Origin of the sequence: Streptomyces roseolilacinus, from assembly GCF_014649335.1 — a bacterium.
In the GTDB taxonomy this organism is placed as follows: Bacteria; Actinomycetota; Actinomycetes; order Streptomycetales; family Streptomycetaceae; genus Streptomyces; species Streptomyces roseolilacinus.
In genome coordinates this window covers 73652-93375 of the sequence record NZ_BMSV01000014.1, presented here as the reverse complement: position 1 = coordinate 93375, position 19724 = coordinate 73652, and the positions used below count along the sequence as shown (strand labels likewise).

Genomic DNA, 19724 nt, shown 5'->3' with positions numbered 1-19724 from the left:
GACGGGGCCCGACTGGCCGTACAGTCGTTCCGTCCGTCTTCCCATCCGGCTGTAGAGAGTGGCGAGCACACGGTGGACGTGCAGAAGAAGCTCGACGACATCGTCGAGGCGGTCGGCAACGCCCGTTCCATGCCCATGTCGGCCTCCTGCGTGGTGAACCGCGCCGCCCTGCTCGCGATGCTGGAAGAGGTCCGCCAGGCCCTCCCCGGCTCCCTCGCCCAGGCCCAGGAGCTGATCGGCGGCCGCGAGCAACTGGTCGAGGAGGCCCGCCGGGAGGCCGAGCGGATCATCGAGGCCGCCCACACCGAGCGCGGCTCCCTGATCTCCGACAGCCAGGTCGCCCGCCAGGCCCAGGAGGAGGCCGACCGGATCCTCGGGGAGGCCCGCCGGGAGGCCGAGGAGATCCGGGCCGAGGCCGACGACTACGTCGACTCCAAGCTCGCCAACTTCGAGGTCGTCCTCACCAAGACCATCGGCTCCGTCGACCGGGGCCGCGAGAAGCTCCTCGGCCGCGGCCCGGGCCTCGACGAGCAGGGGTACGCCGACGAGGACGCCCCCGAGTACAGCTCCGACCCGCAGACCCTCGTCCAGCGCGCCGACGCGTACGTGGACGCCAAGCTGAGCGCCTTCGAGGCGGTCCTCAGCAAGACGCTGGAGGCCGTCGGCCGCGGCCGCCAGAAGCTCCACGGGCGGACCGCCACGGACGCCCTCGGCGAGCACATGGCCGCGCAGGACGCCGCGGGCCCGCAGCAGCTGCACACGAGCGACGCCGACTACCTGGCGGGCCTCGCCGAGCTCGCCGACCCCCAGCCGGCCCCCGCCGTCCCGCAGCAGGCCCCGCCGGCGCCCCGGCAGGCCCCGCCGCCGCCCGCGCAGCAGCCGGACCCGTACGGCTACCCGGCGCAGCAGCCCCAGGACGCCTACGCCTACCAGCAGGACCCCTACGCGTACCACCAGCAGGCCTACGACCAGGGCGGCTACGACCAGGGCGGCTACGACCAGGGCGGCTACGGTCAGGGCTACGGCGCCCAGCCCGACCCGTACGCCTACCAGCAGCCGCAGGCCGCGCCCCAGGCCCCGCAGGTGCCGCACCAGCAGGCGGCGGCGCTCGACGAGACCAGCTTCTTCGACACGAGCATGATCGACCTGGAGCAGCTGCGCCGCTACGAGCAGGGCCACGGCCACTGACCCCGGCCCGCGGCCGGTCGGCGCGGGGTCGCGACCGGCCCGATTGGGCCTTGGGCGAAGCGTCCAGTATCCTGGCTGTTCGGTCGCGAGTACGTCCGCGATCCTGGCTGCCCGCTTCGCCCTACGGCACGGACGGTGCGGCCCCCTCTCGATCCCGAAAGCAGGAAGAGCCCTGAGTACGCGCCTCGACCACCGCAACCCCCTCGTGTTCGACACGCACGAGCTGGGGCGGCGTCCCGGTGCCCTCCAGCGGCTCACCCGCGAGGTGGCGGCCCCCGCCGACCTCGGTCTCGACGGGGTCATCGGCGTACCGGAGGGCTCGCCCGTCGAGCTCGAACTCCGTCTCGAGTCGGTCATGGAAGGGGTGCTCGTCACGGGCACCGCCCGTGCGTCGGCCGAGGGGGAGTGCGTAAGGTGTCTGGAGCCGCTGCGCCGAGAGGTCGCGGCGGACTTCCAGGAGATGTTCTCGTACCCCGACACCGACGACCGGGGCCGCCACGCGGCATCGGGCGACGATGCCGAGGACGACGAGGACGTCATTCCCCTCGAGGACGGCATGTTCGACCTCGAACCCGTGCTGCGTGACGCGGTGGTGCTCGCACTGCCGATGCAGCCGGTGTGCCGGGAGGACTGTGCGGGACTGTGCCCCGAGTGCGGGGTCAACCTGAACGACGACCCGGACCACCACCATGACGCCGTCGACATTCGTTGGGCGGCACTGCAGGGACTCGCCGGTTCACTCGGGACCGACGAGAAGGACGACATGAGCGGCGCCGAACCGGGCGTCGACGAGAAGCAGGAGAAGTAGCCGTGGCTGTTCCGAAGCGGAAGATGTCGCGCAGCAACACGCGCCACCGCCGGTCGCAGTGGAAGGCTGCGGTCCCCACCCTGGTTTCGTGCGAGCGTTGCCAGGAGCCGAAGCAGCAGCACATCGCGTGCCCCAGCTGCGGCACGTACAACAAGCGCCAGGTCCTCGCGGTCTGAGCGGCTGGTGAGAGGCACCGTGTCTAGCCACAAAACGGCGGATGACGCCAGGAAGCAGGCGGAGAACACGGCCTCGTCCCACACGCTTCTGGAAGGGCGGCTCGGCTACCAGGTCGAGTCCGCCCTTCTGGTGCGTGCGCTGACCCACCGTTCGTACGCGTACGAGAACGGCGGTCTGCCCACCAACGAGCGGCTGGAGTTCCTCGGGGACTCCGTGCTCGGCCTGGTGGTCACGGACACGCTGTACCGCACCCACCCCGACCTGCCCGAAGGCCAGCTGGCCAAGTTGCGGGCCGCGGTGGTCAACTCGCGTGCGCTGGCGGAGGTCGGCCGTGGGCTCGACCTGGGCTCCTTCATCCGGCTCGGCCGCGGTGAAGAGGGCACGGGCGGCCGGGACAAGGCATCCATCCTCGCCGACACCCTCGAAGCGGTGATCGGCGCGGTCTACCTCGACCGGGGACTCGAGGCGGCGTCCGAGCTGGTCCACCGGCTCTTCGACCCGTTGATCGAGAAGTCCTCGAACCTCGGTGCGGGCCTGGACTGGAAGACCAGCCTCCAGGAACTGACCGCGGCCGAGGGTCTCGGTGTGCCGGAGTACCTCGTCACCGAGACGGGCCCGGACCACGAGAAGACCTTCACTGCTGCTGCCCGCGTCGGTGGTGTCTCGTACGGCACCGGCACCGGCCGCAGCAAGAAGGAGGCGGAGCAGCAGGCGGCGGAGTCCGCGTGGCGCGCCATCCGCGCGGCCGCCGACGAACGCGAGGCGGCGGCGAAGGAGGCCGCGACGGCCGCGGTCACGGAGACCGCGGTCACGAAGGCCCCGACCTCCCCGACGGCGGTCGACTCAGCGCCGGTCGAATCGGCGCCGGCCGAATCGGCGACGGCCGACTCGACGTCGGTCTGACGCCCGGGACCGGGCAGGGCCGGGCGGGGTCACCCGCCGGGCCCGGCCCGCAGCCCGGACCCGTGTTCCGCCGCGCCCCCGGCGGCCGCCCCGCCCGGGCGGCCGCCGGGGGCGCGCCCACGTTCCCGCCCCGTCGCCCCACCGTTCCCCGACACGAGGAGTGCCGTGCCCGAGTTGCCCGAGGTCGAAGTCGTCCGGCGGGGTCTCGAACGCTGGGTGAGCGGGCGTACCGTCGCCGCCGTCGAGGTGCTGCACCCGCGTGCCGTACGGCGGCACCTCGGAGGCGGACCCGACTTCGCGGCGCGCCTCACCGGGCACCGCGTCGGCGTCGCGCGGCGGCGCGGCAAGTACCTGTGGCTGCCGCTCGACGACACCGACGCCTCCGTCCTCGGGCACCTCGGCATGAGCGGCCAGCTCCTCGTCCAGCCCGAGAGCGCCCCCGACGAGAAGCACCTGCGCATCCGCATACGCTTCGACGACGCCCTCGGCACCGAGCTGCGCTTCGTCGACCAGCGCACCTTCGGCGGGCTGTCCCTCCACGACAACACCCCCGACGGACTGCCCGACGTCATCGCGCACATCGCCCGCGACCCGCTGGACCCGGAGTTCGACGACGCCGCCTTCCACGCGGCACTGCGGCTGCGCCGCACCACCATCAAGCGCGCCCTGCTCGACCAGAGCCTGATCAGCGGCGTCGGCAACATCTACGCGGACGAGGCGCTGTGGCGCTCCCGCCTCCACTACGACCGCCCGACCGCCCTGTTCACCCGGCCCCGCTCGTACGAGCTGCTCGGCCACGTCCGGGACGTGATGAACGCGGCCCTCGCGGTCGGCGGGACCAGCTTCGACAGCCTGTACGTCAACGTGAACGGCGAGTCCGGCTACTTCGACCGGTCGCTCGACGCGTACGGACGCGAGGGCGAGCCCTGCCGGCGCTGCGGCACCCCGGTGCGCCGCCGTCCGTGGATGAACCGGTCCAGCTACTTCTGCCCCCGCTGCCAGCGCCCGCCCCGCCCGACGGTGCCCCGCGCCTGAGCACCCGCCGTCCCGCGGGGCGTTCCCGCCGCTGCACGGCACGGGCCCGCCGCCCCGCGGCGCGTGCCCCGGGCGGCGCCGCCCCCGTCACGCGGAGGCGCCGCCGCGCGCCGCGTCGTACCGCTCGCGCGCCGCGAGGACCTGCGGCATCCGGCCCTCCAGCAGGTGGATGAGGCCCAGCAGCCGCTCCGCGACCTCCCGGCCGAGCGGCGTCAGCTCGTAGTCGACGCGCGGGGGGTTCGTCGGCTGCGCCTCCCGGTGCACCAGCCCGTCGCGCTCCAGTGCGTGCAGCGTCTGCGAGAGCATCTTCTCGCTGACGCCGTCCACCCGCCTGCGCAACTCGTTGAAGCGGAGGCTGCCCTCGTACAGCGCGCCCAGGGTGAGGCCGCCCCAGCGGCCGGTCACGTGCTCCAGCGTGCCGCGGGACGGGCAGTACCTCGCGAACGCGTCGAAGGAGGGCTCCCCGTCGCACGTCACATCCGCCGCTGCCACTTCCGTCATGAAACTCACCATACTCCCCGCAGCGCTAACTGTTCGGTTGCGCTTTCGGGAAGTTAGTCCACAGGGGCGGGGCGCCGCCGCCCCCGCGCCACGGTAGCCGGTGTGCGGCGGAGTACGACCCCGAACCAGGAGGGCACGCCTGCCCCCCCCGTTTCGATCGCCCACCACTCCGGCTACGGCCGCACCACCGTCCTCGCCGAAGCCGTCCGGTCCGACAGCGACGAAGGCCCCGAAGCGGTGCACGAGGCGGACATCGCCACCGCCGAGGCCTGCCCCCCGGCCCGTCCACCAGCACGGCTCGGCCCGGCGCCCTCCCGGGCACGCGGGGCCGAGCCGTACGTGTCAGTCGTCAGCCGCGTGAGACCAGATCGATCCTGAGGGGAGCCGCAGCCTCGAGGTCGATCGTGTCGCCCTCCTCCTCCGAGTGCGGGTCGTGCGGATGATCGACCGGCAACACGATCACCATGGTGTGGGGTCTCGGAAGCCACCCCACGTCCGCCGGCGGATCGAAGCGGCCGATGTCGATGATCCGCACGAGGGTCTCGGGGATGCCCACCAGGCAAGAGTCGCCTGCCTTCAGGTCTCCTGCGGGTGGGCTGACCCGAAAGAGCCCGCCCCACTCGTCGGCGGTCGTGGTGCGAGGGATCGCCCTGTGTCCGTTCCACTGGATCTCGGAGTCCGGATCGACGTGCGCCCACGGCCACTCGACCGAGACTTCACACGAGGTCACGTGGACGACTCGCGCACGTGCCGAAGGGCAGCTGACCAGCAAGACGTCGCCGACCTTGAACCGCTCGTCCCGGGTGTCCCCGCTCATGGTGTGCCCCTCGTCCCCTCGCGACGGCGGCACGATACCGCGCGGTCGGCGGAGCGGCTCCGGGCCGGCACCGCCGTGGGGAGAGTGGTCATGGCCCCGTGAGCCGACGGCGGGTCGGGCAGCCCGTGGACCCGCCCGCCGAGGCACGGCGCCGGGGCCATCCCCTTGGGGGCTCGCCCCGAGGCGGCTGCCCGAGGCCGTGGAGCCGACCGCCCGGAGGGGCGAAGCGCCGACGGGTGCTCGACGAGGTGGAGGAACCCGTGAGCAGGACCGGATGGAGCGCTGGAACAGGGCGCCCGGTTTCCGGCGCTCCAGGCCGACGAGCCTGACGAGGACGAAGCCCCGGCGCCCGTAGCAGTGATGGAGTCCAGGGCCGGATCTTCCGCTGAAGGGTCACGGGCCGCTGGCCCGCGGCAGCCTCAGAAGCCGAAGTTCTGGGTCCACCACGGGCCGCCGCCGGCGATGTGGACACCGACGCCCAGGCGCGTGAAGTCGCAGTTCAGGATGTTCGCGCGGTGGCCGTCGCTGTTCATCCACGACTCCATCACGGCCGCCGCGTCGGCCTGGCCGCGGGCGATGTTCTCGCCGCCCAGGCCCTCCACGCCCGCCTGCGAGGCGCGCTCCCAGGGGCCGTCGCCGTCCGGGTCCGTGTGGGAGAAGAAGCCCCGCACCGCCATGTCCTGGCTGAACGCCCGCGCCAGGTCGCCCAGCTCCGTCGAGGCGCGGACCGGGCTGCAGCCCACCTTGGCGCGCTCCTGGTTGACCAGGTCGAGGACGGCGGCCTCCGCCGCGACGGCCCGGCTCGTCGTCGCCGTCCGCGAGGGGACCGGCGCCGGGGCGGTCCTCCTCGGCGCGGGCACCTCCGTACGGGACGGGGCCGCGGGCTCCTTCGTCCTCACGGGCGCCGGAGCGGCGGGCGTCCTCGTCCTCACGGGCGTCGGGGCCGCGGGCGTCCTCGACTTCGCCGGCGCCGTCTTCGTACGCGCCGGTGAGGACGAGGGGGCGTACGGCCTGGGGGAGGGGGTCTTGGACGGAGCCGCCAGGGACGGCGACGCGCTCGGCGTGGCCGAGGTGCGCGGCGCGGACGGCACGGTCGACGCGGACGGCGTCCCGGTGCCCGGTACGGCGCCGGCGCGGCCCTGCGCGTCCAGCTGCGGTATGCCGCTGGAACGTATCTGCTCCTGCGGCGCACCGCTGCCGATCGTGAACGTCTTGCCGCCGGGCAGGATCCCCGACGTCACCGCGACGGCGCCCACCGCCATGGCGGCCGAAGCGCCGAGCAGCCCTCCGCGGAGGGGCAGCGCCCGCTTCCTCCGCCGGGCGGTCCGGTCCCCACGGGGCGTACCGGCGGCACCGGCCGCGTACTCGTCGGCGGCGGGTGCGGCGCCGGAGCGTCGGTGGCGTCCCATCTGCTCTGCCTCCTGCTGCTGCGTCCTGCACTGCGGTCTGTCGGTCGTGAGCCCAGGGCCGCCGGAATGCGCCCGAACGGGTGAGGCTCATTGGGTGGGGACTGTACGCCATGACATGCCAGGGCGAAGTGCCGCCGGAATGATCGGCCGGTTAGCGTGCAGCCATGAACGACGAAGCACGGCTCACGGCATGGGTACGCGGACGAGTACAGGGAGTGGGCTTCCGCTGGTTCACCAGGGCGAACGCCCTGGAGATCGGTGGTCTCACCGGATTCGCCCTGAATCTCGACGACGGCCGCGTCCAGGTCGTCGCCGAAGGCCGACGTGAGAATTGCCACCGTCTTCTGGACTGGCTGCGCTCCGACGACACACCCGGGCGCGTCGACGGTGTCACTGAGATCTGGGACACGCCGCGCGGGGGATACGAGGGATTCGAGGTCCGCTGAAAGGACACGCGCGTACCCCCTATTCCGGGGGCGCACGGGGCATTCGTGAGCGCCCCCCGGTAGGCGTTCGCGCCACCTGTTGGGACAGAAATGACCAGGTGATTGCCGAGAAGGGGTTGTGGCGGCGGCCCCGGCGCGCGAGGATGATCTCTACGCCCTTCCGGGCACCGCGCGCGAGGCGCCGCCGCACGTTCAGCGGCAGTGGCGCCCCCGGCCGCCTGTTGATCCGGGGCGTGATCGTGTTGACCGTCAAACTTTTTGGTGAGACTCTGGAAGCCCCGCGCACCTTAGCTGTTCGGCGGCAAGAACCGCAGCGGCACCACCGCCGCCGGGCACCGCGGGTGCAAATCCCTCACGACCCACACCGCTTCGGTCGGTCACTCATTGTGGAGGACCATCCATCATGGCAAAGGCGCTTCTCGGTTATGTCGGCGGTACCGACCCGCGACTGCTCGCCGAGATGCGACGGCTTCAGCAGCGCGTCCAGGACCTGGAGTCCGAGCTGGTCCGGATCCAGTCCGAGAAGGACGCGCTCGCCGCTGCCGCCGCTCACCGCGAGCCGCTGCTCGACGGCATCGACATCGATGTACCCAAGGGCGAGCCTGCGCTCACCTGACTCCCGCCAGGGAACCCCGTAGCGCCTGGCCCTGCGGGACGGTGAGAAACACTCTCGCGAACAGATATGCAAGGGACGCTCCGGCGTCCCTTCTTTCTTTTCCGCCCCCCGTGTTCACCTGCGCGTTCTTCCGCGTACGCGCCACGCTTACCGACTGATCTGCCCTCCTCGTTCACGGGCCAAACGAAACGCGCCCGGTAGAGTCCCGGAGCGTGCACCTCAAGGCCCTGACCCTCCGCGGATTCAAATCGTTCGCCTCCGCCACCACCCTGCGGTTCGAACCGGGCATCACCTGCGTCGTCGGCCCCAACGGCTCCGGAAAGTCCAATGTCGTCGACGCGCTCTCCTGGGTGATGGGCGAACAGGGGGCGAAATCCCTGCGCGGCGGCAAGATGGAAGACGTGATCTTCGCCGGGACGACCGGCCGCCCGCCCCTCGGCCGCGCCGAGGTCTCCCTCACGATCGACAACTCCGACGGGGCCCTTCCGATCGACTACGCGGAAGTCACCATTACGCGGATCATGTTCCGCAACGGCGGCAGCGAATACCAGATCAACGGCGACACCTGCCGCCTCCTGGACATCCAGGAACTCCTCAGCGACTCCGGAATCGGCCGCGAGATGCACGTCATCGTCGGCCAGGGCCAGCTCGACTCCGTCCTCCACGCCGACCCCATGGGCCGCCGCGCCTTCATCGAGGAGGCCGCCGGCGTCCTCAAGCACCGCAAGCGCAAGGAGAAGGCGCTGCGGAAGCTCGACGCCATGCAGGCCAATCTCGCCCGCGTCCAGGACCTCGCCGACGAGCTGCGCCGCCAGCTCAAGCCCCTGGGGCGGCAGGCCGCCGTCGCCCGCCGCGCCGCGGTCATCCAGGCAGAGCTGCGGGACACGCGGCTGCGGCTCCTCGCCGACGACCTCGTACGCCTCCGCGAGGCCCTGGACGCCGAACTCGCCGACGAGGCCGCGCTCAGGGAACGCAAGGAGCAGGCCGAGGCCGGACTGAGGGCCGCCCTGGCCCGCGAGACCGCCCTGGAGGAGGAGGTGCGGCGCCTCGCGCCCCGCCTCCAGCGGGCCCAGCACACCTGGTACGAGCTGTCGCGGCTCGCCGAGCGGGTGCGCGGCACCGTCTCCCTGGCCGAGGCCCGCGTCAAGAGCGCCACCGCCCCGCCCGTCGAGGAGCGCCGCGGCCGCGACCCCGAGGACCTGGAGCGGGAGGCCGCCCGCGTGCGGGAGCAGGAGGCGGAGCTGGAGGCCGCGCGGGAGGCCGCCGAACAGGCCCTGGAGGACACCGTCGCCCACCGCGCCGGACTGGAACAGGCGCTCGCCGCCGAGGAGCGCCGCCTCAGGGACGCCGCCCGCGCCCTCGCCGACCGCCGCGAGGGCCTCGCCCGGCTCACCGGCCGGGTGGGCGCCGCCCGCTCCCGCGCCGCCGCCGCCCAGGCCGAGATCGACCGGCTCGCCGCCGCCCGCGACGAGGCACGGGAGCGCGCCGCCTCCTCCCAGGAGGAGTACGAGCGGGTCCGGGCCGAGGTCGACGACCTCGACGCCGACGACGCCGAACTCGCCGCCGCCCACGAGACCGCCAGGCGCGAACTGGCCGACGCCGAGACCGCGCTCGCCGCGACCCGTGAGGCCGCCACCGACGCCGAACGCCGCCGCGCCGCGACCCGCGCCCGGCACGACGCCCTCGCCCTCGGCCTGCGCCGCAAGGACGGCACCGGCGCCCTCCTCGACGCGGCCGACCGGCTCGCCGGGCTCCTCGGCCCCGCCGCCGGACTCCTCACCGTCACCCCCGGTCACGAGGCCCCGCTCGCCGCCGCCCTCGGCGCCGCCGCCGACGCCCTCGCGGTGGACGGCCCGGCGACCGCCGCCGAGGCGATCCGGCTGCTGCGCAAGCAGGACGCCGGCCGCGCCGCCCTCCTCGTCGCCGGTCCGCCCGGTCCGCCCGATCCGTTCGGCGAGGAGCGTCCCGCCCTGCCGGACGGCGCCCTGTACGCCGCCGACCTGGTGGGCGGTCCCGACGACCTGGCGCCCGCCGCGCGGCGCCTGCTGCGGGACGTCGTGGTCGTCGCCACCCTGGAGGACGCCGAGAGCCTGGTGCGCGCCCGGCCCGGGCTCACCGCCGTCACCGCCGACGGCGACCTGCTGGCCGCGCACTTCGCGCACGGCGGCTCCGCCGGGGCGCCCAGCCTCCTGGAGGTCCGGGCGTCCGTCGACGAGGCCGCCGCCGAGCTGGCCGAGCTGGCCGTACGGTGCGAGGAGCTCGCCGACCGGCAGGAGCGGGCCGCCGGACACCGCCGGGCGTGCGCCGCCCGCGTCGAGGAGCTGGGGGAGCGGCGCCGGGCCGCCGACCGGGGGAAGTCGGCCGTCGCCCAGCGGCTCGGGCGGCTCGCCGGGCAGGCCAGGGGCGCCGCCGGAGAGGCCGAACGGGCCGCCGCCGCCGTGGCCCGCGCCCAGGAAGCCCTCGACCGGGCCGCCGAGGAGGCCGAGGAACTGGCCGAACGGCTGCTCGTCGCACAGGAGGCCCCCGCCGAGGAGGAGCCCGACACCTCCGTACGGGACCGGCTCGCCGCCGACGGGGCCAACGCCCGCCAGACCGAGATGGAGGCCCGCCTCCAGCTCCGCACCCACGAGGAGCGCGTCAAGGCGCTCGCCGGCCGGGCCGACTCCCTCGACCGCGCCGCCCGCGCCGAACGCGAGGCCCGCGTCCGCGCCGAACGGCACCGCGCCCGGCTGCGCCACGAGGCGGAGGTCGCCGCGGCCGTCGCCTCCGGCGCCCGGCAGCTGCTCGCGCACATCGAGGTGTCCCTCGTCCGCGCCGAACGGGAGCGGTCCGCCGCCGAGACCGCCAGGGCCGCCCGCGAACAGGACCTGGCCGCCGCCCGCGCGCGGGGCCGCGAGCTCAAGGACGAGCTGGACGGGCTGACGGACTCGGTGCACCGCGGGGAGGTCCTCGGCGCCGAGAAGCGGCTGCGCATCGAGCAGCTGGAGGGCCGCGCCCTGGAGGAGCTGGGCGTGGAGCCCGCGACGCTCGTCGCCGAGTACGGCCCCGACCAGCCCGTACCGCCGCCGCCCGCCGACGGCGGGCAGCCGGCCGGGGAGCCGGACGGCACGCCGGGCCGGCCCTTCGTGCGCGCCGAGCAGGAGAGGCGACTCAGGGCGGCCGAACGGGCGTACCAGCAGCTCGGAAAGGTGAACCCGCTCGCCCTGGAGGAGTTCGCGGCACTGGAGGAGCGGCACAAGTTCCTCTCCGAGCAGCTGGACGACCTGAGGAAGACCCGCGCGGACCTCCTGCAGGTGGTGAGGGAGGTCGACGAACGGGTCGAGCAGGTCTTCGCCGAGGCGTTCCGGGACACGGCGCGCGAGTTCGAGGGCGTCTTCGCGCGGCTGTTCCCGGGCGGCGAGGGACGGCTGGTGCCGACCGACCCGGACGACATGCTGACCACCGGCGTGGACGTCGAGGCGCGGCCGCCCGGCAAGAGGGTCAAGCGACTGTCGCTGCTGTCCGGCGGTGAGCGGTCGCTGACGGCCGTGGCCCTGCTCGTGTCCATCTTCAAGGCGCGGCCCAGCCCCTTCTACGTGATGGACGAGGTGGAGGCGGCGCTCGACGACACCAACCTCCAGCGGCTCATCGGGATCATGCGGGAGCTCCGGGAGAGCTCGCAGCTGATCGTCATCACCCACCAGAAGCGGACCATGGAGGTCGCGGACGCGCTTTACGGGGTGTCGATGCAGGGCGACGGGGTATCGAAGGTCGTGAGCCAGAGGCTCCGCTGAGACCAACACATGATCAACTTCAACCTTTGAATGCAAGCATCCGGACTCTGCGCTTCAAGTCACATCACACGAACTATTGACTTCGAAACTTGAAGGCATAGTCTCGGCAACGTTGTTTTTACCTTCAAGTGGTGGGCGGCGTGAGGTTGTGCGCCACTGGAAGGGCTCGCCCCCCATGCCCGGCGACGGTGCCGGGCCCAGGAGTACACGTTGACCAGCACCACGCAGCCCTCTGCGTCGGGAGCCAGGCAGGCCCATCCCGACCACCTCAGCCACGTCATCTTCATCACGGCCGCCGCCGCGATGGGTGGCTTCCTCTTCGGCTACGACAGCTCCGTCATCAACGGCGCCGTCGAGGCCATCCGGGGCCGCTACGACATCGGCTCCGGTACTCTCGCCCAGGTCATCGCCGTCGCCCTGATCGGCTGCGCCATCGGCGCCGCCACCGCCGGCCGGATCGCCGACCGCATCGGCCGCATCCGCTGCATGCAGATCGCCGCCGCCCTCTTCACGGTCAGCGCCGTCGGCTCCGCCCTGCCGTTCGCGCTGTGGGACCTCGCCTTCTGGCGCGTCGTCGGCGGCTTCGCCATCGGCATGGCCTCCGTCATCGGCCCCGCCTACATCGCGGAGGTCGCCCCCGCCGCGTACCGCGGCCGGCTCGGCGCCTTCCAGCAGGCCGCCATCGTCATCGGCATCGCCGTCTCCCAGCTGGTCAACTGGGCCATCCTCAACCTCGCCGACGGCGACCAGCGCGGCGAGATCGCCGGGCTGGAGGCCTGGCAGTGGATGCTCGGCGTGATGGTCGTCCCCGCCGTCCTCTACGGCCTGCTGTCCTTCGCCATCCCCGAGTCGCCCCGCTTCCTGATCTCCGTCGGCCGCAAGGACCGCGCCCGCGAGGTCCTCGCCGAGGTGGAGGGCCACGGCGTCGACCTCGACGCGCGCGTGGCCGAGATCGAGACCGCCATGCGGCGCGAGCACAAGTCCACCTTCAAGGACCTGTTCGGCGGCCGCTTCAAGCTCCTGCCGATCGTCTGGGTCGGCATCGGCCTGTCGGTCTTCCAGCAGCTCGTCGGCATCAACGTCGCCTTCTACTACTCCGCCACCCTGTGGCAGTCGGTCGGCGTCGACCCGTCCGGCTCGTTCTTCTACTCGTTCACCACGTCGATCATCAACATCATCGGCACCGTGATCGCGATGGTCCTGGTCGACCGGGTCGGCCGCAAGCCGCTCGCCCTCGTCGGCTCCGCCGGTATGGCCGTCTCCCTCGCCTTCGAGGCCTGGGCCTTCTCCGCCGACCTCGTGGACGGCAAGCTCCCCGAGACCCAGGGCGTCGTCGCCCTGATCGCCGCCCACGCCTTCGTCCTCTTCTTCGCCCTCTCGTGGGGCGTGGTCGTCTGGGTCTTCCTCGGCGAGATGTTCCCCAACCGGATCCGCGCCGCCGCCCTCGGCGTCGCCGCCTCCGCCCAGTGGCTGGCCAACTGGCTCATCACCGCCAGCTTCCCGTCGCTCGCCGACTGGAACCTCTCCGGCACCTACGTCATCTACACGGTCTTCGCCGTGCTCTCCATCCCCTTCGTGCTCAAGTACGTGAAGGAGACCAAGGGCAAGGCGTTGGAGGAGATGGGCTAATCCCCGCTGCCCCTCTCCTCGACCTTCCGACCGCCCCGGCCCGCCCCTTCCGCGCGCCGGGGCGGTCCGCCGTCGTGGCGCCCCGCACCCCGTCGCCACCCCGGCCGCGGGGCCGCGCGGAAGGCCGTCCCCTCGCGGTGCCGCCGGGCCCCACGGACCCCCGCGAGGGGGACGGACGGGGCCCGCCGCCGCGCTCACGCCGGGGACGGCGCGCGGGACCGCCGACACGCTCGGCGACGGTACGGGCCCCGGGGGACCCGGCCCTCATGCGTTCGCCGCACCATCGACGAAACCGGACATCCCGACAAGGGGATGCGGCAGCGGCGTCGCGCATACTGGTCGGACCATGGAATTCGTCATCCTTGCTGTAGTCATCGCCCTGGTCGCGGTCGGAGTGATCAGCGGCCTCGTTGTCGGCGGACGCCGGAAGAAGCAGCTGCCGCCGCCCGAGGCCCCGTCGACCACGCCGACCATCACCGCTCCGCCCGCCGAACCGCGCGTCGGCGAGGAGGCGGAGACACCCCGTGCGGAACCGCGCCGGACCATTGAGGAAGTCGACCTCCCGACGGCCGAGGAGGCCGTCGAGACGCCGGCCGCCGTCGAGGACCCGGTCGTCGCGGAAGCCCCCGTACGCGAGGTCGAGATCCCCGCGCCGACCGCCGGCCGGCTCGTCCGGCTGCGCGCCCGGCTCGCCCGCTCCCAGAACTCCCTCGGCAAGGGCCTGCTCACGCTGCTCTCGCGCGACAACCTCGACGAGGACACGTGGGAGGAGATCGAGGACACCCTCCTCACCGCCGACGTCGGCGTCGCGCCCACCCAGGAGCTCGTGGAGCGCCTGAGGGAGCGCGTCCGGGTGCTCGGCACGCGCACGCCGGACGAGCTGCGCGTCCTGCTCCGCGAGGAGCTGCTCGCCCTCCTCGGCACCGACTTCGACCGCTCCGTGAAGACGGAGGGCGGCCTGGAGACGCCGGGCGTCGTCATGGTCGTCGGCGTCAACGGCACCGGCAAGACCACGACGACCGGCAAGCTCGCGCGCGTCCTCGTCGCGGACGGCCGCTCCGTCGTGCTCGGCGCCGCGGACACCTTCCGCGCGGCCGCCGCCGACCAGCTCCAGACCTGGGGCGAGCGCGTCGGCGCCCGTACCGTGCGCGGCCCGGAGGGCGGCGACCCGGCGTCCATCGCGTACGACGCGGTGAAGGAGGGCATCGCGGAGGGCGCCGACGTGGTGCTCATCGACACCGCGGGCCGCCTGCACACCAAGACCGGACTCATGGACGAGCTCGGCAAGGTCAAGCGGGTCGTCGAGAAGCACGGCCCGCTCGACGAGGTCCTCCTCGTCCTGGACGCCACGACCGGCCAGAACGGCCTGGTCCAGGCGCGCGTCTTCGCGGAGGTCGTCGACATCACCGGCATCGTCCTCACCAAGCTGGACGGTACGGCGAAGGGCGGCATCGTCATCGCCGTCCAGCGCGAGCTGGGCGTCCCGGTGAAGCTGGTCGGCCTCGGCGAGGGCCCGGACGACCTGGCCCCCTTCGAGCCGGAGGCCTTCGTCGACGCCCTGATCGGCGAGGGAGCCTGAACCATCCCGCAGGCGGGGCGGCCGGCCGGAACGCGCACCAGCGCCCGGCGGACCGCCCCGCCGCTGTCGTTCGCGCCGCCGTTCCCGTCCGGCCGGCTGCCCATCCCGTCCGGTCTCCTGCCCCGGCCGCCCGCCCTGACCGGCCACTCGCCCTGGCAGGCCGGCCTGACCGTGGCGCGGCGGCCCGCGGACGCGGGCGTGCCGGCGCCCCGGTCGGCCGGCGGGCGGGGGTCAGGCCGCGGCCGAGCGGTGGCTGATGTAGGCCAGGGTGCCCAGCAGGAGACGGGCCTGCGGGGCCGTGTGGCCGTCCGGGGACGGGGGGCGCAGCCAGCGGACCGGGCCCAGGCCGCCGAGGTCGGACGGCGGGGCCGTGATCCAGGAGCCGGGGCCCAGGCACCGCAGGTCCAGGTCCGCGTCGTCCCACCCCATCCGGTACAGCAGCCGCGGCAGCTCCTCCGCCGCTCCCGGCGCCACGAGGAACTGCGCGCGCCCCGTCGGCGTCACGCACACCGGTCCCAGCGGCAGCCCCATGCGCTCCAACCGCACCAGCGCCCGCCGCCCCGCCGCCTCCGCGACCTCCAGGACGTCGAACGCGCGCCCGGCCGGCAGGAGCAGCGACGCGCCCGGGAACCGCGACCACGCCTCGGCCACCTCGTCCAGCGACGCGCCCGCCGGCACCTCGGGCGCGAACCCCAGCGGGTGCGCCCCCGGTGCCGTGCACGCCGTGTCCCCGCAGGAGCACTCCCCGGACGCGGCCCGGGCCCCGGGCACCACGTCCCACCCCCACAGGCCGGTGTACTCCGCCACCACGGTGCACTCCGCCGCCCGCGTCGCGCGGCGGCGGGACCCCGACAACGTCAACCCGGTCAGCCCGGTGAAACCCGTCCATCCGGACCGCATTTCGCGGATGCGCGTGCCGCCGATCGTGAAGCCCATGCCTCCTCCAACGGGTCGAACTCGCCGGTGGTTACGATCCGGAGCCTATTGATAACACTCCGTCACGTCGTCCCTCGTTCGGGTGGCGCGCGGAAGCCAATGCAGGGGTACGCGCGCTACCTGCGCGCCGCCTCGGGCCTCGGTGCGCCGGGCCCCCGGTCGTCATGTGTCAAGTGAATCGCGCCTGGCGGTACGGGAGTTCATTCGAAGGGGTGGCGAATGGTGGCGTTTCTGCAATCTGCCTCGCAAGGTGGGTGAGCGTAAGGTTACTTTCGGTGCGCGAACCTCGGGTAGCGTCCGCGCTCGTGGGTATGCCGGAGGCAACGCGGTACCCCGTCCGGAGCGTGCGAACCCCGGACACCAGGGCGCGATCCACGGCATTCCGGCCAGGGTTCGGCAACACGGAGATTCGGCGGATGGGGGCCTTCCAGTGGGCGGCAGCGGCACGGACGGTACGAATGCCGGGAAGCGCCCGAACGAACAGCTCGGCTCGTGGTTCGTGCGCAGCGGCTGGTCCAAGGGCGAGCTCGCGCGCCAGGTGAACCGCCGGGCGCGCCAGATGGGCGCCCACCACATCAGCACCGACACCTCCCGCGTACGGCGCTGGCTCGACGGCGAGCAGCCCCGCGAGCCCATCCCCCGCATCCTCTCCGAGCTGTTCTCCGAGCGCTTCGGCACCGTCGTCGCGGTCGAGGACCTCGGCCTGCGCGCCGCCCACCAGTCACCCTCGGTGTCCGGCGTCGACCTGCCCTGGGCGGGCCCGCAGACGGTCTCCCTGCTCAGCGAGTTCTCCCGCAGCGACCTCATGCTCGCCCGGCGCGGCTTCCTCGGCACGTCGCTCACCCTCGCCGCCGGCCCCTCCCTCATCGAGCCGATGCAGCGCTGGCTCGTCCCCACCCCCCCCGCCGACCGCACCGACCCGCCCCCGGCGTCCCGGCGCCCCCACCGGCTGTCCAAGGCCGAACTGGAGATGCTGGAGTCCACCACCGCCATGTTCCGCACGTGGGACGCCCAGTCCGGCGGCGGCCTGCGCCGCAAGGCCGTCGTCGGGCAGCTCCACGAGGTCACCGACCTCCTCCAGGAGCCGCAGCCGGCCGCCGTCTCCCGGCGCCTCTTCCGCTGCGCCGCCGAACTGGCCGAGCTCGCCGGGTGGATGAGCTACGACGTGGGCCTCCAGCCCACCGCCCAGAAGTACTTCGTCCTCGCCCTGCACGCCGCCAAGGAGGCCGGCGACAAGCCCCTCGGCTCGTACATCCTCTCCTCGATGAGCCGTCAGATGATCCACCTGGGACGGCCGGACGACGCCCTTGAACTCGTCCACCTCGCGCAGTACGGCAGCCGCGACTGCGCCACCGCCCGCACCCAGGCCATGCTGTATGCGATGGAGGCCCGCGCGTACGCCAACATGGGCCAGCCCAGCAAGTGCAAGCGGGCCGTGCGGATGGCCGAGGACACCTTCGCCGACGCCGCCCTCGACGGCGAGCCGGACCCCGACTGGATCCGCTTCTTCAACGAGGCCGAACTCAACGGCGAGAACTCCCACTCCTTCCGCGACCTCGCCTACTTCGCCGGCCGCAGCCCCACCTACGCCTCCCTCGCCGAGCCCGTCATGGAGCGCGCCGTCGCCCTGTTCGCCGAGGACGAGGAGCACCAGCGCTCCTACGCCCTCAACCTCGTCGGCATGGCCACCGTCCACCTGCTGAAGCGCGAGCCCGAGCAGGCCGTGGCCCGGGCGAAGCAGGCCCTGGACGTCGCCCGGCGCGTCCGCTCCGAACGGGTGAACACCCGCCTGCGCAAGACCGTCGACACCGCCGTGCGCGACTTCGGTGACGTCCCCGAGGTCGTCGACATCACCGAGCTCCTCGCCAAGGCCCTCCCCGAGACCGCCGAAGCGGTCTGACCCCCACACCGCCCGCCCCGGCCGCGGCGGCCGCCCCCGTACCGTCCGAATCGGTTCCCCCACCGCCAGGTCGACGGGCGGGGCCGCCGCGGCCGGTCCACGACCGGGCGGAGGGTATCGCCGTGACCGATCCGTGACCCGGGGGTTCACGGCGACGTAACACGCCCCGCCCCTTCGTCACTGCGCCGAAACACCCAGCGGCATCGACGGAAACGGCGCTGCGCCAACCTCCTGCGTCATAACCGGCCATCCCTCACAGCCGCGCAGCCCCGGCTCCGCGCCCCGCACAGGCCGACCGACGACGAGGAGACGCCGATGCCCCCAGGCATCCTGACGCTCGCCGCAGAGGAAGCACCCACGCTCTCTGCCGCCAACACCGGTTTCATGCTCATCTGCTCCGCCCTCGTGATGCTGATGACGCCCGGCCTGGCCTTCTTCTACGGAGGCATGGTCCGCGTCAAGAGCACCCTCAACATGCTGATGATGAGCTTCATCAGCCTCGGGATCGTCACGGTCCTGTGGGTCCTCTACGGCTTCAGCATCGCCTTCGGCACCGACTCCGGATCGGTCGTCGGCTGGTCCCCGGACTTCGTCGGACTGAGCGGCATCGGCCGCGACCAGCTCTGGGACGGGTACACGATCCCGGTCTTCGTCTTCGCGGTCTTCCAGCTGATGTTCGCGGTCATCACGCCCGCCCTGATCAGCGGCGCCCTCGCGGACCGCGTGAAGTTCGGCTCCTGGGCCCTGTTCGTCGCCCTGTGGGCCACGGTCGTCTACTTCCCCGTCGCCCACTGGGTCTGGGGCTCGGGCGGGTGGCTCTTCGAGATGGGCGTCATCGACTTCGCCGGCGGCACCGCCGTCCACATCAACGCCGGCGCCGCCGCCCTCGGCGTCATCCTCGTCATCGGCAGGCGCGTCGGCTTCAGGAAGGACCCGATGCGCCCCCACAGCCTCCCCCTCGTCATGCTCGGCGCCGCCCTGCTCTGGTTCGGCTGGTTCGGCTTCAACGCCGGCTCCTGGCTCGGCAACGACGACGGCGTCGGCGCGGTGATGTTCGTCAACACCCAGGCCGCCACCGCCGCCGCCATGCTCGCCTGGCTCGCGTACGAGAAGATCCGCCACGGCGCCTGCACCACCCTCGGCGCCGCCTCCGGCGCCGTCGCCGGCCTCGTCGCCATCACCCCGGCCGGCGGTTCCTGCTCCCCGCTCGGCGCCCTCGCGATCGGCGCCGTCGCCGGCCTCCTGTGCGCCATGGCCGTCGGCCTGAAGTACCGGTTCGGCTACGACGACTCCCTCGACGTGGTCGGCGTCCACCTCGTCGGCGGCATCGTCGGCTCCGTCCTCGTCGGCTTCTTCGCCACCGGCGGCGTCCAGTCCGAAGCCAAGGGCCTCTTCTACGGAGGCGGCGCCGAGCAGCTGGTCAAGCAGGTCGTCGGCGTCACCGCGGTCCTCGCCTACTCCCTGGTCGTCTCCGCCGTCCTCGCCCTGGCCCTCCACAAGACGATCGGCATGCGCGTCGACGAGGACGACGAGGTCTCCGGCATCGACCAGGTCGAGCACGCCGAGACCGCGTACGACTTCAGCGGGGCCGGCGGCGGCACCGCGCCCCGCAAGGCCGTACCCGCCTCCGCCCAGACCGCGGCGGCGCAGCAGAGGAAGGTGGACGCATGAAGCTCATCACCGCGATCGTCAAGCCGCACCGGCTCGACGAGATCAAGGAGGCCCTCCAGGCCTTCGGAGTCCAGGGACTGACCGTCACCGAGGCCAGCGGCTACGGACGCCAGCGCGGCCACACCGAGGTCTACCGCGGTGCCGAGTACACCGTCGACCTCGTCCCCAAGATCCGCATCGAGGTCCTCGTCGAGGACGACGACGCCGAACAGCTCATCGACGTGGTCGTCAAGGCCGCCCGCACCGGCAAGATCGGCGACGGCAAGGTGTGGAGCGTCCCCGTCGACACGGCCGTACGCGTCCGCACCGGCGAACGCGGACCCGACGCACTGTAAG

Annotated in this window: 17 protein-coding genes; 13 read left to right on the top strand and 4 right to left on the bottom strand. The window is 73.1% G+C overall.

Translation table 11 applies throughout. The features are described from left to right. Positions 1-72 precede the first annotated feature (72 nt). From IE106_RS27470 to mutM, 5 genes are all read left to right on the top strand, one after another. Positions 73-1188: a F0F1 ATP synthase subunit B gene (locus IE106_RS27470; protein ID WP_189537933.1), complete on the top strand. Its 1116-nt coding sequence runs from the start codon at positions 73-75 to the stop codon at positions 1186-1188. 205 nt (positions 1189-1393) lie between these two features. Continuing rightward, positions 1394-1996 (top strand): YceD family protein, encoded by a 603-nt coding sequence (locus IE106_RS27465; protein ID WP_229840846.1) that lies wholly within the window; start codon positions 1394-1396, stop codon positions 1994-1996. A 2-nt stretch (positions 1997-1998) separates the two neighbouring features. Continuing rightward, a complete protein-coding gene (gene rpmF, locus IE106_RS27460) occupies positions 1999-2172 on the top strand; it encodes a 50S ribosomal protein L32 (RefSeq protein WP_003957604.1) in 174 nt (57 codons plus the stop codon). Between the two features lie 7 nt (positions 2173-2179). Continuing rightward, positions 2180-3076 carry a ribonuclease III gene (gene rnc, locus IE106_RS27455; protein ID WP_229840844.1) on the top strand — a complete coding sequence of 299 codons (897 nt, stop codon included), beginning with the start codon at positions 2180-2182 and terminating at the stop codon, positions 3074-3076. Positions 3077-3241: 165 nt separating this feature from the next. Then, on the top strand, positions 3242-4111 hold the full coding sequence (gene mutM / locus IE106_RS27450; RefSeq protein WP_189537931.1) for a bifunctional DNA-formamidopyrimidine glycosylase/DNA-(apurinic or apyrimidinic site) lyase: 870 nt from the start codon (positions 3242-3244) through the stop codon (positions 4109-4111). 87 nt (positions 4112-4198) lie between these two features. On the opposite strand, the gene IE106_RS27445 is transcribed toward mutM, so the two are convergent. The 3 genes from IE106_RS27445 to IE106_RS27435 form a co-directional block, all read right to left on the bottom strand. Next, positions 4199-4612 carry a winged helix-turn-helix transcriptional regulator gene (locus tag IE106_RS27445; RefSeq protein WP_189537930.1) on the bottom strand — a complete coding sequence of 138 codons (414 nt, stop codon included), beginning with the start codon at positions 4610-4612 and terminating at the stop codon, positions 4199-4201. A 349-nt stretch (positions 4613-4961) separates the two neighbouring features. Then, a complete protein-coding gene (locus IE106_RS27440; RefSeq protein ID WP_189537929.1) occupies positions 4962-5429 on the bottom strand; it encodes a hypothetical protein in 468 nt (155 codons plus the stop codon). Between the two features lie 419 nt (positions 5430-5848). Beyond that, positions 5849-6838, bottom strand: a complete 990-nt coding sequence (locus IE106_RS27435) for a CAP domain-containing protein (protein WP_189537928.1) — start codon at positions 6836-6838, stop codon at positions 5849-5851. 164 nt (positions 6839-7002) lie between these two features. Here IE106_RS27435 and IE106_RS27430 point away from each other — a divergent pair, with 164 nt between their 5' ends. The 5 genes from IE106_RS27430 (at position 7003) to ftsY (ending at position 14881) form a co-directional block, all read left to right on the top strand. Continuing rightward, positions 7003-7284, top strand: coding sequence for an acylphosphatase (locus IE106_RS27430; RefSeq protein WP_189537927.1), 282 nt, complete (start codon positions 7003-7005; stop codon positions 7282-7284). A gap of 403 nt (positions 7285-7687) precedes the next feature. After that, positions 7688-7900 (top strand): hypothetical protein, encoded by a 213-nt coding sequence (locus IE106_RS27425; RefSeq protein WP_010472387.1) that lies wholly within the window; start codon positions 7688-7690, stop codon positions 7898-7900. Positions 7901-8112: 212 nt separating this feature from the next. After that, positions 8113-11673: a chromosome segregation protein SMC gene (gene smc, locus IE106_RS27420; protein WP_189537926.1), complete on the top strand. Its 3561-nt coding sequence runs from the start codon at positions 8113-8115 to the stop codon at positions 11671-11673. 210 nt (positions 11674-11883) lie between these two features. Further along, entirely contained in the window at positions 11884-13302 is a 1419-nt protein-coding gene (locus IE106_RS27415) for a sugar porter family MFS transporter (RefSeq protein WP_189537925.1), read from the top strand. A gap of 346 nt (positions 13303-13648) precedes the next feature. After that, the gene (gene ftsY / locus IE106_RS27410) at positions 13649-14881 is read left to right on the top strand and encodes a signal recognition particle-docking protein FtsY (protein ID WP_189537924.1); all 1233 of its coding nucleotides are present in this window, start codon (positions 13649-13651) and stop codon (positions 14879-14881) included. 231 nt (positions 14882-15112) lie between these two features. On the opposite strand, the gene IE106_RS27405 is transcribed toward ftsY, so the two are convergent. Then, positions 15113-15817, bottom strand: coding sequence for a bifunctional DNA primase/polymerase (locus IE106_RS27405; protein ID WP_189537923.1), 705 nt, complete (start codon positions 15815-15817; stop codon positions 15113-15115). Positions 15818-16247: 430 nt separating this feature from the next. Between IE106_RS27405 and nsdA the strand changes: the two genes are divergently transcribed. The 3 genes from nsdA (at position 16248) to IE106_RS27390 (ending at position 19723) form a co-directional block, all read left to right on the top strand. Then, positions 16248-17717 (top strand): transcriptional repressor NsdA, encoded by a 1470-nt coding sequence (nsdA, locus tag IE106_RS27400; RefSeq protein WP_189537922.1) that lies wholly within the window; start codon positions 16248-16250, stop codon positions 17715-17717. A gap of 315 nt (positions 17718-18032) precedes the next feature. After that, positions 18033-19388, top strand: coding sequence for an ammonium transporter (locus tag IE106_RS27395; protein WP_189537921.1), 1356 nt, complete (start codon positions 18033-18035; stop codon positions 19386-19388). Then, positions 19385-19723 carry a P-II family nitrogen regulator gene (locus IE106_RS27390; RefSeq protein ID WP_189537920.1) on the top strand — a complete coding sequence of 113 codons (339 nt, stop codon included), beginning with the start codon at positions 19385-19387 and terminating at the stop codon, positions 19721-19723. Before IE106_RS27395 ends, IE106_RS27390 begins: the two co-directional genes overlap by 4 nt. Position 19724 lies beyond the last annotated feature (1 nt).